Consider the following 14,003-nt stretch of genomic DNA (forward strand, 5'->3'; position numbering starts at 1 on the left):
GCAAATTCCATTCAAAAAATCAAATCAAAAACAATAGCTTGCAATAGTTTGCAACCAAGCGGCGTTTGAATCATAATCGCCGCCCTCGTTAACACTTCAGCAACATTTGGCACTGGAAATGAAAAAACCACTCGCTGCTTCCGTAATGGCCCTGAGCGCCCTGAGCGCCCACGCCGCCGATCTTGGCGCCTACGCATTCGGCACTGCCGGCGCATCGTATTCCACCATCGAGCGCGGCGACAACCTGCCGAGCAGCGCCAGCGTCAACTCTGGCAAGCAAACCGACGCCGCCTGGGAAATGGGCGCCGGCTATCGCTTTGACCGCAGCCTGGCCGTCGAAGTCAGCTATGCCGATTTCGGCAAGAGCGACGCCAACTTCAACTTCTGCGGGTTCCTGTCCTGCGTCAACGGCAATCTCAGCGCCGCCACCACCGCGGTGCGCGCGTCGCTGCTGACCTTCCTGCCGATCAACGACAAGGTGGAGCTGTTCGGCCGCCTCAGCCTGAACCGCGTGCAGACCAAGGTCAGCCTCGGCAGCGACAGCCAGGACTTCAACCGCACCCGCGCCGGCTTCGGTTTCGGCGCCCACTACGCGCTGAGCAAGCAACTGGCGCTGCGCGGTGAGTTCGAATATCTGGCGGGCGCCATGGACCTGCAATACAACGGCTACTCGCTGGTCAAGACCTCCGGCCAAAGCGCGCTGAAAGCCGGCCTGAGCTACCAGTTCTAAGCCCGCTCCCGATTGCCCGCCGCCCGGCGGGCAATTTTCATTGCCCCTCCGCCTCATCGCCGCGATGTCGCCTCTGCTACAATCTGCCCCAACTTCCTTGCGAGACAGATCCCACCATGAGCCACCCGCATAGCGACGCCGTCAAATCCTTCCTGCTGGATCTGCAAGACCGCATCTGCGCGGCGCTGGAGCAGGCCGACGGCGCCGGCCAGTTCGCCGAGGACGCCTGGCGGCGCGAAGCCGGCGGCGGCGGACGCAGCCGGGTGCTGAAAGATGGCGAGGTATTCGAGCAAGCCGGCGTCAACTTCTCCCACGTCCACGGCGACGCGTTACCGGCTTCCGCCACCGCGCACCGGCCGGAACTGGCCGGCCGCCGCTTCGAGGCGATGGGCGTGTCGCTGGTGATCCACCCGTCCAATCCGCACGTGCCCACCAGCCACGCCAATGTGCGCTTCTTCATCGCCGAAAAAGACGGCGAGGCGCCGGTGTGGTGGTTCGGCGGCGGCTTCGACCTGACGCCGTTCTACCCGCGAGAAGAAGACGCCGTGCACTGGCATACGGTGGCGCGCGACCTGTGCGCGCCGTTCGGCGCCGAGGTCTACCCGCGCTACAAGAAATGGTGCGACGAATACTTCTACCTGAAGCACAGGAACGAGGCGCGCGGCATCGGCGGCCTGTTCTTCGACGACCTCAACGACTGGGGCTTCGAGCGGAGCTTCGACTTCATGCGAGCGGTCGGCGACGGCTTCCTGGGCGCCTACCTGCCCATCGTCGCGCGGCGCAAGGACCAGGCCTGGGGCGACCGCGAGCGCCAATTCCAGTTATACCGCCGCGGCCGCTACGTCGAATTCAACCTGGTGTGGGACCGCGGCACGCTATTCGGCCTGCAGTCGGGCGGCCGCACCGAATCCATCCTGATGTCGATGCCGCCGCTGGCGCGTTGGGAATACGGCTACCAGCCGGAACCCGGCAGCCCCGAAGCGAAGCTCTATGCCGACTTCCTCCCGCCGCGCGACTGGCTGTGACGCGGCCGGCCGGTTACAAAGCATCAACGTACAAGGCCGGCCAGATCGGTTATGCTAGCCAGTTGGCTTAAACGAACAACCCTGAAGCCCGACTTCCGATGCATACCACCTCCGGCTCCGCCACCGCCCCGCACCGGGCCCTGGAACCCGCCCTATGGCTGCTGTTCGCGCTGATCTGGTTCGGCAGCCTGGGTTATCGCGGCCTGATCCACGCCGATGAAGGCCGCTACGCGACGATCTCGCTGTTCATGCTGCACAGCGGCGACTGGGTCACCCCGCGCCTGAACGGGCTGTTGTATTTCGAAAAACCCATCCTGCAATACTGGATGGGCGCGCTCAGCTTCGCCATTTTCGGCGTCAACGAGTTCGCCGCCCGCTTCTGGCCCGGCCTGACCGGCTTCCTGAGCGTGGCCGCGGTGTCGCTGACCGCGCGCCGTTTGTGGGGCGCGGCCGCCGGCCGCCACGCCGCGTTGGCCGCCGGCGGCATGGCCTGGATCGTCGCCAACAGCCACTTCCTGTCGCTGGACATGGGCGTCAGCTTCTTCCTCACCGCCGCGCTGTGCGGTTTCCTGCTGGCGCAACAAGATAACGCCAGCCGCGCGCAAACCCGCTGGGCGATGTGGATCACCTGGGCGGCGATGGCCGGCGCCACGCTGAGCAAAGGCCTGATCGGCCTGTTGATCCCCGGCGCCACGCTGGTGCTGTACAGCCTGATCAACTGGCAATGGGCGTTCTGGAAACGGATGCACTGGCTCAGCGGCCTGTCGCTGTTCTTCGCTCTCACCGCGCCGTGGTTCGTGCTGGTTTCGGAACGCAACGCCGATTTCGCCCATTTCTTCTTCATCCGCGAGCACTTCGAGCGCTTCCTCACCACCGAGCACAAGCGCACCGGCGCGCCCTGGTATTTCGTGCCCTACCTGATTCTGGGCCTGTTGCCGTGGACCACCTTGCTACCGCGCCTCGTCAAGGATGCCTGGGCCGATCGCGCCGCCGGCCTGCGCATCGGCCGCCTGCTGTTGATCTGGTGCGTGTTCATCTTCGCCTTCTTCAGCAAGTCCAGCTCCAAGCTGCCGTCCTACATCCTGCCGATGTTCCCGGCGCTGGCGCTGATGCTGGCCTATAGCTTCGGCCGGATGCGGCCGGCAGAGCTGAAAAAGCATATCCTCCTGCCCGCGCTGCTGTGGCTGGCGCTGCTGGCCGCCTGGCCGTTCGCCGGCCGCTTCGCCAACCAGGATTCGCCGCTGGACGTGATCCAGCCCTTCGCGCACTTCATCGCCGCCGGCGCGGCGGTGTTTTTGCTCGGCTCGATTTACGCCTGGCGCGCGCTGGGGCAACAGCGGATGCTGGCCGCCATCGCCGCGTTGTCCTTCGGCAGCCTGATCGCCGTCACCTTGGCCGCCAGCGGCCACGACAGCTACGGCCGGCTCAAGGGCAGCAAGGAAATCGTCAAGCAAATCCAGCCCTACCTGACGGCGGACAGCGAAGTCTACTCGGTGCGCTACTACGATCAAACCTTCCCCTATTACGTGGGCAGGCCGGTCAAACTGGTGGATTTCGTCGATGAGTTCGAGTTCGGCGAGGGACAGGAGCCGCAGCGCTGGATGCCGCGGCTGGAGCAGTTCACCGCCGCCTGGCGCGCCGCGCCCAAGGCAGTGGCGATGCTGACCGACGGCACCTTCCAGGAATTGCAAAAGCAAGGCCTGCCGATGAAAGTGATTTATCAGGACCCGCGGCGGATGGTGGTGGCGAAGCCTTAGCCCCCTCTCCCCCAGCCCCTTTCCCCCCAGGGGAGAGGGGAGTACGTTTTGGATAGGAATGCATGAAACTGATTGAATTCGGATTGATACTGTTCGGCGTGCTGCTCAACGCCGCCGCGCAGCTGTGTTTGAAAGCCGGCGTGCGCCAGATCGGCCACTTCGACTTTTCCGCCGCCAACGCGCTGCCGATAGGCTGGTCGCTGGCCACCAACCTGCCCATCATCGGCGGCCTGTCCTGCTACGCGGTCAGCGTGGTGGTATGGATCATGGCGCTGTCGCGGGTGGAAGTCAGCGTGGCCTACCCGATGCTGTCCATCGGCTACGTGGTCAACGCGCTGCTCGCCTACTGGATGTTCGGCGAAGCGCTGGCCGCGCAAAAACTCATCGGCATCGCCGTGATCATCGTCGGCGTGGTGCTGGTCGCCCGCAGCTGACATAGAGGTTAGACATGGAATTTCTGCCCTTCACCCGTCCCGCGATAGACGAGGACACCATCGCCGCCGTCGGCGAGGTGCTGCGCTCCGGCTGGATCACCACCGGCCCGCGCTGCCAGCAACTGGAAGCCGAGCTGTCGGCCTTTTGCGGCGGCCGCCCGGTGCGGCTGGTCTCCTCCGCCACCGCCGCGCTGGAGATGGCGCTGCAAATCGCCGGCGTCGGCCCCGGCGACGAAGTGATCACCTGCCCGCTGAGCTGGGTGGCCACCGCCAACGTGATTTTGAAAGTCGGCGCCACGCCGGTATTCGTCGACGCCGACCCGACCAGCCGCAACATCGACCTGGCCAAGGTTGAAGCCGCGATCACCCCGCGCACCCGCGCCATCATCCCGGTGGACCTGGCCGGCCTGCCGGTGGACCGCGAGCGCCTGTACGACATCGCCCGCCGCCATGGCTTGCGCGTGGTGGAAGACGCCGCCCAATCCATGGGCGCCAGCTGGCAGGGCAAGCGCATCGGCATGGAAGGCGACCTGGTGTCGTTCAGCTTCCACGCCAACAAGAACATGACCAGCGGCGAAGGCGGCTGCCTGGTGCTGAACAACGCCGACGAGGCGCGGCTGTTCGAAAAGCTGCGGCTGCAGGGCGTCACCCGGCTGCCGGACGGCACCATGGACGTGGACGTGCTGGGCGGCAAGGCCAACCTCACCGACATCGCCGCCGCCATCGGCCTCGGCCAATTGAAAAAACTGGACGGCTTCAACGCCCGCCGCCGCGAGCTGGCCAAGCTGTATTTTGCGCATTTCGACCGTGAACTGGGCTGCGAGCTGCCGCCGGCCGACTTCGAGCAGAGCAACTGGCACATGTTCCAGCCGCTGCTGCCGCTGGCCCGCATGAGCATCAGCCGCGGCGAGTTCATCGCCCGGATGAAGGCCGAACAGATCGGCGTCGGCGTGCATTACCCAGCCATGCACTTGTTCACCCTGTTCCGCGCCAAAGGCTACGCCGAGGGCGACTACCCGGCAGCCGAAGACATCGGCGCGCGCACCGTCACTCTGCCGCTGTTCCCGGCGATGCGCGACGACGACGTGGCGCGCGTCTGCGCCGCCTTCAGCCGCGTGCTGCGTCCTGTTTTAAGCTGAGACCCATGAATACAAGCATCCATCTTTCCGTCGTCATCCCGGTCTACAACGAGCAGGACGTGCTGCAGGCGCTGTTCGACCGCCTGTACCCGGCGCTGGACGCGCTGAACGTGCGCTACGAGATCGTGTTCATCAACGACGGCAGCCGCGACAAGAGCGTGGCCATGCTGTCCGAGCAATTCAACCTGCGCCCCGATGTCACCCGGGTGGTGCTGTTCAACGGCAACTTCGGCCAGCACCGGGCCATCCTGGCCGGCTTCGAGCACAGCCGCGGCGAACGGGTGGTGACGCTGGACGCCGACCTGCAAAACCCGCCGGAAGACATCGCCGTGCTGCTGGCCGAAATGGACAAGGGCCACGACTACGTCGGCTCCATCCGCCGCCAACGCAACGACAGCCTGTGGCGCCACCTGGCCAGCCGGGCGATGAACCGCCTGCGCGAGAAGCTCACCCGCATCAAGATGACCGACCAGGGCTGCATGATGCGCGCCTACAGCCGCCGCATCATCGACACCATCAACCAGTGCAACGAGCTGCACACCTTCATCCCGGCGCTGGCCTACCAGTTCGCGCAGAACCCCACCGAGGTGACGGTCGGCCACGAGGAGCGCTTCGCCGGCGAATCCAAATACTCGCTGTACAGCCTGATCCGCCTGAACTTCGACCTGATGACCGGCTTCTCGCTGGTGCCGCTGCAGTGGTTCTCGCTGATGGGCATGGCCATTTCCGCCGGCTCCGGCCTGCTGGTGGCCTACATGCTGCTGCGCCGCCTGTTCCTGGGTCCGGAAGAAGGCGGCCTGTTCACGCTGTTCGCCATCGCCTTCTTCCTGATCGGCATCGCGCTGTTCGGCATCGGCCTGCTGGGCGAATACATCGGCCGCATCTACCAGGAAGTCCGCGCCCGCCCGCGCTACGTGATCCAGGCGGTGCTGGAGCAAGGGGACAAGCGATGAGCCGCGCCGTCGTCTTCGCCTACCACAATGTCGGCGTGCGCTGCCTGAAAGCGCTGATCGGCCGCGGCGTGGAAGTAGCGCTGGTGGTGACCCACCAGGACAACCCCAACGAAAACATCTGGTTCCAGAGCGTGGCGCAAACCGCGCGCGAGCATGGCATCCCGGTGATCACGCCGGACGATCCGAACACGCCGGAAGTGGCGGCGCAGGTTGAAGCCTGCCGGGCCGACTTCCTGTTCTCCTTCTACTACCGCCACATGCTGAAGGCGCCGCTGCTGGAGGCCGTCAAGCGCGGCGCGTACAATATGCACGGCTCGCTGCTGCCCAAGTACCGCGGCCGGGTGCCGATCAACTGGGCCGTCATCCACGGCGAAACCGAAACCGGCGCCACGCTGCATCAAATGAACGTGAAGCCGGACAATGGCCCCATCGTCGACCAGATGGCGGTGCCCATCCTGCCCGACGACAGCGCCGACGAAGTGTTCTCCAAGGTGACGGTGGCGGCGGAGATGGTGCTGTGGCGCAGCCTGCCCGGTTTGATGGACGGCAGCGCGCCGCATGTTCAGCAAGACCTGAGCCTGGGCGGCTACTTCGGCGGCCGCAAGCCGGAAGACGGCCGCATCGACGCGCAGGCGCCGGCCCGGCGGCTGCATGATTTCGTGCGCGCGCTGACCCTGCCCTTCCCCGGTGCCTTTGCCGACACCCGCGCCGGCCGCCTGCTGTTGTGGAAAACCCTGCCGGCCGGCCAGGCCGCGCCGGCTGGAGCCGCCGAGCTGTACCGCGAAGACGGCCGCCTGTGGCTGCGCTGCGCCGACGGCGGCCGCCTGGCGGTGCTGCGCGCCGAACTGGCCGGACAGGCGCTGGACGCCGGCAATTTCGCCGCGCTGGCCGGCGGCGACGCGCTGCCCCTGGGCGGCTAAACAGAATTCGACTATTCCGCCTGCGGGCGAACGAGGAAAACCCAATGAAAAAAGTACTGATCCTGGGCGTGAACGGCTTCATCGGCCACCACCTGACCAAACGCATCATCGAGACCACCGACTGGCACATCTACGGCATGGACATGCACGATGACCGCGTGGCCGAATGGAAAGACCACCCGCGCTTCCACTTCTTCGAAGGCGACATCACCATCAACAAGGAGTGGATCGAATACCACGTGAAGAAGTGCGACGTGGTGCTGCCGCTGGTGGCCATCGCCACCCCGTCCACCTACGTCAACAACCCGCTGCGCGTGTTCGAACTGGACTTCGAGGCCAACCTGCCCATCGTCCGCCAGTGCGTGCAGTACAAGAAGCATCTGGTATTCCCGTCCACCTCCGAAGTCTACGGCATGTGCCACGACGACGAGTTCGACCCGGAAAACTCCGAACTGATCTGCGGCCCGATCAGCAAGCCGCGCTGGATCTACTCCTGCTCCAAGCAGCTGATGGACCGCGTGATCCACGCCTACGGCATGCAGGAAGGCCTGAACTACACGCTGTTCCGCCCGTTCAACTGGATCGGCGGCGGCCTGGACAACATCAACACGCCGAAGGAAGGCTCCAGCCGCGTGATCACCCAGTTCCTGGGCCACATCGTGCGCGGCGAAACCATCAAGCTGGTTGACGGCGGCCACCAGAAGCGCGCGTTCACCTATGTCGACGACGGCATCGCCGCGCTGATGAAGATCATCGAGAACAAGGACGGCAAGGCTTCCGGCCAGATCTACAACATCGGCAACCCGGCCAACAACTACTCGATCCGCGAACTGTCGCAAATGATGCTGGACCTGGCCCGCGTCTACCCGGAATACCAGCTCAACGCCGATCAGGTGAAGGTGGAGGAAACCACCTCCGGCGCCTACTACGGCAAGGGCTACCAGGACGTGCAGAACCGCGTGCCCAAGATCAGCAACACCATGGCCGACCTGGACTGGAAGCCGACCGTCACCATGGCCGACGCGCTCAAAGGCATCTACGACTACTACCGCGACCAAGTCGCCGCCAGCCGCGACCTGTCGGAGTAATATCGGCGCAGGCCGAACTTCGGCCCCTCGCAGTGCCGCTCATTCCCGCAAGGGGTGGGCGGCATTTTTCATGCCTGAAACCCTATGGTGTCCGCTGCGCGGACAGATATTTGCATGGCGGAGGCTGCCCGCCGGGCAGGTCAGGGAGCTGTCTCGCCAGCTCCCCGACCCCCCCAGGCGACCCCTCAGCCCGAGAAACCCCGGCAAAACAGCCCGAGCCCAGGTGCCGCCGATCAAAAAAACGGCGGCTTAAAAGCCCCTGGCCTCAGGCTGTTTTACCGGCACGGGCAGAAGGGGATAATGGCAGCTCCCGACAAACCATTCGCTACATTCGATCCCTGCAGGCAATCCTGACGAAAAGCATCGATAGTCCGCCATGACTACCCATATAGACATCTGCGCCTACAACCCAGCCTGGCCTCCCCGCTTCCAGGTGGAACGGCTGCGGATACTGGCCGCGCTGGGCCCGCTGGCCTGCGCCTGCCGGATCGAACACATCGGCAGCACCGCGGTGCCCGGCCTCGCCGCCAAACCCGTCATCGACATCATGCTGGGGCTGCCGAAGCTAAACGATCTCGAACCGTATTTCCCAGCGCTGGCCGCCGCCGGCTTCCACCGCCAGCCGCAAATGGCCGCCGCCATGCCGGACCGGCATTATTTCACCCAGCCCGTCCTGCCGCCGCGTCAGGCTCACCTGCATGCCGTGGCGCTGGATTCGGACTTTTGGCGCGACAAGCTAGCCTTCCGCGACGCGCTGCGCGCCGACGGCCATCTTGCGGAACACTATGCCGATTTGAAACGGCGGCTGGCGGTCACCCACGGCGGCGACCGCGCCGCCTACACCGATGCCAAGAGCGGCTTTATCGCCTCCGTGTTGGCGATGACAGCCGGAAAACCGCACGGCAAGTCCGCAACACGGTAAACTCGCCGGCGATTCCGAATACTTGAACCTGCCACAACAATGAAAAAACTCGCCCTGAAGATAGACGTCGATACCTGGCGCGGCACCCGCGAAGGCGTGCCGCTGCTGGTGGACATGCTCAAACGTCGCCAGGCGAACGCCACCTTCCTGTTCAGCCTGGGCCCGGACCACACCGGCCGCGCCATCAAGCGCGTGTTCCGCCCCGGCTTCCTGTCCAAGGTGTCGCGCACTTCGGTCGTCGAACACTACGGCATCCGCACCCTGCTGTACGGCACCGTGCTGCCGGGCCCCGACATCGGCAAGCGCGAGGCCGCGCTGCTCAGAAGCGTGCGCGACGCCGGCTTCGAAGTGGGCATTCATTGCTGGGACCACATCAAGTGGCAAGACCATGTCGCCGGCGAAGACGCGGTGTGGACCCGCGCCGAAATGCATAAGGCGGCGCGCCGCTTTCAGGAAATCTTCGGCGAGCCGCCGCGCACCCACGGCGCCGCCGGCTGGCAGATCAACGACGCCGCGCTGGCTTACCAGCAGGAACTGGGCATGCTGTACGCGTCCGACGGCCGCGGCACCCACCCGTTCCAGCCGGTGGACGCCGCCGGCCGCAACCTGGGCGTGCCGCAGCTGCCCACCACGCTGCCGACGCTGGACGAGCTGATCGGCCTGAACGGCCTGACCAACGACAATGTCCACGAACACCTGCTGCGGCTGACCGAAACCGCGCCGGACACCGGCCACGTCTACACGCTGCATGCCGAGCTGGAAGGCATGCGTCTGGCCGAAACCTTCGAGCGCCTGCTGCAAGGCTGGCAGGAGCAAGGCTACCAGCTGGTCAGCTGCCTGGACCTCTTCAACAGCCTGGACCGCGCCGCGCTGCCCAACGGCCGGGTGGCGATGGGAGAAATCCCCGGCCGCAGCGGCACGCTGGCGCTGCAGGCATAAGCCGCGCATCGCCCTCAAGACAAAACCCGCCAATTGGCGGGTTTTCGCATATTGGGCTAGCCACTCACGCGTCTTTTGGCGAAGGGCCATACTGATTGTCGCCCGCTTGGCTATCCTGGCAATGAAACACCAGCAAAACGATGGCGCCGACCACAGGAATGAACAAGATCCACATCCACCAGCCGCTGCGGCCGATATCGTGCAAACGGCGCATCGACACGCCTATGGTAGGCAACACTAGCGCCAGCGAATAAAGATTCGTCAGCCACCGATTGTGATCGCCGAACACATCATGCTGAACAACCAGCAGCATGAGGCTGATGATCAGATTGGTCAGCACGAAATACCAATACTCCTGACGTCGCGCGCGGCCGCGGAACACCGCGTACTTGGACAAAACTGAGAAATACCAATGCATCGTGATTCGCTTTTCAGATTCGCGGACAGGCACGCATGCTGATGCCGCGCCGCAGGACTCCATTTCAAGACATGCCTTTGCATGCTACAAGCATGCTAATGCCATGTAAATGAGCATCCTATGCTCTCGAACCATCCAGGAGCCTCACCGTGGAGATCGCCCAAATCGAACGCCTACTGCTGATCAACCTGGCCTTTCATTACGCCATCCTGATCCTCTGGTTTGGCGTTTTTCATTGCTTCCACGGCTGGCTGTACCGGCTGCACAGCCGCTGGTTCCGCTTGTCCGAACCGGCCTTCGACCTGCTGAACTACGGCGGCATCGGCCTCTATAAAATCCTGGTTCTGGTGTTCAACCTGGCGCCGCTCTTGGCGCTGTGGCTGACCGGGTCCTGAAAACAAAACGGCGGCGGTCGAATGACCGCCGCCGTCCGGCATGCGACGCGTCGCTTCAGCCTTCGCGCTTGTTGAGGAATAGCGTCAGGCTGAGTCCGCCTTCGCCGTCGTTGACCGACTGGATGTTCTTCAGCGTGATGCCGGAGGGCAACAACACGCTGATGCCGTGGCCGACGCCGTAGCGCGACAGCGTTTTTTCCAGCTGCTTTGCCATGCCCTTGGCCGGCAGCTTCGCCTCGTCGTCCAGCTCGAAGCCATAGGATTCGGCGGCGCTGCCCAGCGCCTCTTCCACCTGCGCGCGCGGCACGAAGCGCTCGGCGGCGTCGGTCAGCGACTTGGCCGCCACCTCCTCCTGCTGGCTCTCCACCAGCGTCAACAGCTCGTCCTTGAAGCGCGCCTGCTCCATCGGGTCCTCGATCTCGCCGCTCAGCTGCTCCACCACGCTAGCCAGCATCTTGCTGCTGGACGCCTTGTCCGGCACCCGCAGCGCCTTCAGGAAATCGTCCAGCCAGAACTTGGCCTCGCGGCTGAGGCGGTCCACTGCGTACACCGTCGGGCCGTGCTCCAGGATCAGCGCGCCCTTGTCTATCAGCCGCGGATTGATGCCGGAGGCGTGGCTGATGTCGAACACGCCGGCGCCGTCGATGATGGTGAGGAAATCGTCGCGGATTTCCGACTTGAACACCCCCAGCGCGCGCATGTCGCGGTCGCCGTCGGACAGGCCGGAGAATTCGATGATCAGCAGGTCGCCGGCGCTGATGTTGGGGTGCTGCGAGCGGCCGTACAAATGCTTGGCGATGCGCTGCGACACCGCCAGGAAATCGATCTCGCCGCGGAAGAACTGCCGCGTGTAGTGGTAGATCTCGTTCAGGTTGAGATCGGTCTCATGGACGAACTGATGTTTCTTGCGATCGGAGACGATGCCCTTCAGATAGCCGTCCAGCAGCATGCCCGACACCGCCTCGTCGACCGAAGTGGTGCGCTCAGACAATTGCAGCGGCTCGCCGCGCGTCGGGTTGCCCACCCGATGCACCACCATGCATTCCACCCTGGATTCCGCTATCACCATCGCCATCGCTCCGCAAAAGAATGCGCGATTATTGTCGCCGCTCGCCGCCTTGGCAAGGACTCTATGGCCAGGCCGGCGCCAGCGCCGCCGCCAGGAAATCCACCAGCAGCCTCACCTTGGGGCTGAGCTGGCGGTTGTGCGGATACAGCGCCCAGATGCCCTCCTCCGGTTCGGCGTAATCGGCCAGCACCTCCACCAGCGCGCCGCTGGCCAGATGCGCCGCCACATAATAGTCAGGCAACTGCGCCAGCCCCATGCCGCGCAGCGCGGCGTCGGCCAGCACCTGGGCGTTGTTGCAGCGCAGCGGCCCGCGCACCCGCACCGCCTGGCGCTTGCCGCCCGCCTGCAGATGCCAGCTATCCTGGCCCAGCAGCAGGCAGTCGTGGCCGGCCAAATCCTGCGGCCGCGCCGGCGCGCCGCGGCGCGCGAGATAGGCCGGCGCCGCGCAAATGTGGTGGCGGCGCTGCGACAGCCGGCGCGCCATCAAGGAAGAATCGGTCAGATGCCCTATCCGTATCGCCAGGTCGTAGCCGTCGTGCACCAGGTCCTGCAGTTGGTTGGACAGATTGAGGCCGACCTCCAGCTGCGGGTAGCGCTGCATGAAATCCAGCAGCAGCGGCGCGATATGGCTTTGGCCGTAAGCCAGCGGCGCGGTCAGCTTCAATTTGCCCTGCGGCGCCGCCTGCAGCCGCGACACCGCCTGCTCGGCCTCGGCCAACGATTCCAGTAGCTGGCGGCAGTGCGTCAGATACAGCCCGCCGGCCTCGGTCAGGCTGAGCTGGCGGGTGGTGCGGTACAGCAGACGCGCGCCCAGCCGCGCCTCCAACTGGCTGACCTGGCGGCTGACCTGCGCCACCGAGATCCCCAGCAACCGCGCCGCCTGGGTGAAGCTGCCGCTGTCGGCCACCGCCACGAATTCCTGGATGCCTTCCCAAGCCGCCATTATTTCCCCATGGAAAAAATCATTTACCGATTGGCCCGATTATGAATGCCGAAGAGAAAAATACAATGGCCGATTGCGCGGCGCAGGCCGCCCGACATCCCGCTAGAAAAAAGGAATCCCGCATGAGCCCGTCCGTCATCCGTTGCAAAGCCGCCGTGGCCTGGGCCGCCGGCCAGCCCTTGAGCATCGAAGAAATCGAAGTGCAGCCGCCCCAGGCCGGCGAGGTGCGCGTGAGAATGGTGGCCACCGGCGTCTGCCATACCGACGCCTTCACCCTGTCCGGCGCCGATCCGGAAGGCATCTTCCCCTGCGTCCTCGGCCATGAGGGCGGCGGCATCGTCGAATCGATCGGCCCCGGCGTCAGCAGCGTGGCGGTGGGCGACCACGTGATCCCGCTCTACACGCCGGAATGCCGCGAGTGCAAGTTCTGTCTGTCCGGCAAAACCAATCTGTGCCAGAAGATCCGCGCCACCCAAGGCAAGGGCCTGATGCCGGACGGCACCACCCGCTTCTCCAAGAACGGCCAACCCATCTACCACTACATGGGCACCTCCACTTTCAGCGAATACACGGTGCTGCCGGAAATCTCGCTGGCCAAGGTGAACCCGGCCGCGCCGCTGGAGGAAGTGTGCCTGTTGGGCTGCGGCGTCACCACCGGCATGGGCGCGGTGGTCAATACCGCCAAGGTCAAGGCCGGCGACAGCGTGGCCATCTTCGGCCTGGGTGGCATCGGCCTGTCCGCCATCATCGGCGCGCGCATGGCCGGCGCCGGCCGCATCATCGGCATCGACATCAACGAGGGCAAGTTCGAGCTGGCGAAGAAGCTGGGCGCCACCGACTGCGTCAACCCCGGTCATTTCGACAAGCCTATCCAGGACGTGATCGTGGAGATGACCGACGGCGGCGTCGACTTCTCCTTCGAATGCATAGGCAACGTCAAGGTGATGCGCGCGGCGCTGGAGTGCTGCCACAAGGGCTGGGGCGAGTCGGTAATCATCGGCGTGGCCGGCGCCGGCCAGGAAATCGCCACCCGCCCGTTCCAGCTGGTCACCGGCCGGGTGTGGCGCGGCAGCGCCTTCGGCGGCGTGCGCGGCCGCACCGAGCTGCCGGAATACGTGGAACGCTATCTGCAAGGCGAATTCCGCCTGGACGACTTCATCACCCACACCATGCCGCTGGAGCACGTCAACGAAGCGTTCGAGCTGATGCACGAGGGCAAGAGCATCCGTTCGGTGATCCATTACCGCCCGGCCGGCCAGGACGCGGTCTGA

At 64.8% G+C, this 14,003-nt stretch carries 15 protein-coding genes; 12 read left to right on the forward strand and 3 right to left on the reverse strand.

All coding sequences use genetic code 11. The annotated features are described in order from the left end of the window. Nucleotides 1–118: 118 nt before the first annotated feature. The 10 genes from MY55_RS06325 to MY55_RS06370 all read left to right on the forward strand — a co-directional run bounded on the left by MY55_RS06325 (nt 119) and on the right by MY55_RS06370 (nt 9,907). Nucleotides 119–730, forward strand: coding sequence for a porin (locus tag MY55_RS06325; protein WP_081284638.1), 612 nt, complete (start codon nt 119–121; stop codon nt 728–730). Between the two features lie 116 nt (nt 731–846). After that, complete coding sequence (gene hemF / locus MY55_RS06330) at nt 847–1,755, forward strand: oxygen-dependent coproporphyrinogen oxidase (protein ID WP_047237163.1); 909 nt, start codon at nt 847–849, stop codon at nt 1,753–1,755. Between the two features lie 98 nt (nt 1,756–1,853). After that, on the forward strand, nt 1,854–3,512 hold the full coding sequence (locus MY55_RS06335) for a glycosyltransferase family 39 protein (RefSeq protein WP_065202118.1): 1,659 nt from the start codon (nt 1,854–1,856) through the stop codon (nt 3,510–3,512). Nucleotides 3,513–3,574: 62 nt separating this feature from the next. Continuing rightward, entirely contained in the window at nt 3,575–3,946 is a 372-nt protein-coding gene (locus tag MY55_RS06340) for an SMR family transporter (protein WP_043576820.1), read from the forward strand. A 14-nt stretch (nt 3,947–3,960) separates the two neighbouring features. Continuing rightward, a complete protein-coding gene (locus MY55_RS06345; protein ID WP_047258255.1) occupies nt 3,961–5,085 on the forward strand; it encodes a DegT/DnrJ/EryC1/StrS family aminotransferase in 1,125 nt (374 codons plus the stop codon). Between the two features lie 5 nt (nt 5,086–5,090). Further along, nucleotides 5,091–6,038 carry a glycosyltransferase gene (locus MY55_RS06350; protein WP_043576815.1) on the forward strand — a complete coding sequence of 316 codons (948 nt, stop codon included), beginning with the start codon at nt 5,091–5,093 and terminating at the stop codon, nt 6,036–6,038. Beyond that, nucleotides 6,035–6,958, forward strand: coding sequence for a formyltransferase (locus tag MY55_RS06355; RefSeq protein WP_065202119.1), 924 nt, complete (start codon nt 6,035–6,037; stop codon nt 6,956–6,958). The genes MY55_RS06350 and MY55_RS06355 overlap by 4 nt, the downstream gene beginning before the upstream one ends. Nucleotides 6,959–7,002: 44 nt before the next feature. Continuing rightward, complete coding sequence (locus MY55_RS06360) at nt 7,003–8,046, forward strand: bifunctional UDP-4-keto-pentose/UDP-xylose synthase (RefSeq protein WP_047248609.1); 1,044 nt, start codon at nt 7,003–7,005, stop codon at nt 8,044–8,046. A gap of 376 nt (nt 8,047–8,422) precedes the next feature. Next, nucleotides 8,423–8,968 (forward strand): GrpB family protein, encoded by a 546-nt coding sequence (locus tag MY55_RS06365; RefSeq protein ID WP_065202120.1) that lies wholly within the window; start codon nt 8,423–8,425, stop codon nt 8,966–8,968. 39 nt (nt 8,969–9,007) lie between these two features. Further along, on the forward strand, nt 9,008–9,907 hold the full coding sequence (locus MY55_RS06370; protein ID WP_065202121.1) for a 4-deoxy-4-formamido-L-arabinose-phosphoundecaprenol deformylase: 900 nt from the start codon (nt 9,008–9,010) through the stop codon (nt 9,905–9,907). Nucleotides 9,908–9,971: 64 nt separating this feature from the next. Here the strand turns inward: MY55_RS06370 and MY55_RS06375 are convergent, their stop codons facing one another. Further along, nucleotides 9,972–10,388: a DUF805 domain-containing protein gene (locus MY55_RS06375; RefSeq protein ID WP_208856026.1), complete on the reverse strand. Its 417-nt coding sequence runs from the start codon at nt 10,386–10,388 to the stop codon at nt 9,972–9,974. 86 nt (nt 10,389–10,474) lie between these two features. On the opposite strand from MY55_RS06375, the gene MY55_RS06380 reads away from it, so the two are divergent. Further along, entirely contained in the window at nt 10,475–10,720 is a 246-nt protein-coding gene (locus MY55_RS06380) for a DUF6868 family protein (protein ID WP_065202123.1), read from the forward strand. A 55-nt stretch (nt 10,721–10,775) separates the two neighbouring features. Here the strand turns inward: MY55_RS06380 and MY55_RS06385 are convergent, their stop codons facing one another. Together MY55_RS06385 and MY55_RS06390 are read right to left on the reverse strand one after the other, a co-directional pair. Further along, nucleotides 10,776–11,789, reverse strand: a complete 1,014-nt coding sequence (locus MY55_RS06385; protein WP_043577155.1) for a nucleoid-associated protein — start codon at nt 11,787–11,789, stop codon at nt 10,776–10,778. Nucleotides 11,790–11,850: 61 nt separating this feature from the next. Next, complete coding sequence (locus MY55_RS06390; RefSeq protein ID WP_065202124.1) at nt 11,851–12,732, reverse strand: LysR family transcriptional regulator; 882 nt, start codon at nt 12,730–12,732, stop codon at nt 11,851–11,853. Between the two features lie 122 nt (nt 12,733–12,854). On the opposite strand from MY55_RS06390, the gene MY55_RS06395 reads away from it, so the two are divergent. Further along, a complete protein-coding gene (locus MY55_RS06395; protein WP_043576799.1) occupies nt 12,855–14,003 on the forward strand; it encodes an S-(hydroxymethyl)glutathione dehydrogenase/class III alcohol dehydrogenase in 1,149 nt (382 codons plus the stop codon).

Origin of the sequence: Chromobacterium subtsugae, assembly GCF_001676875.1 — a bacterium.
In the GTDB taxonomy this organism is placed as follows: Bacteria; Pseudomonadota; Gammaproteobacteria; order Burkholderiales; family Chromobacteriaceae; genus Chromobacterium; species Chromobacterium subtsugae.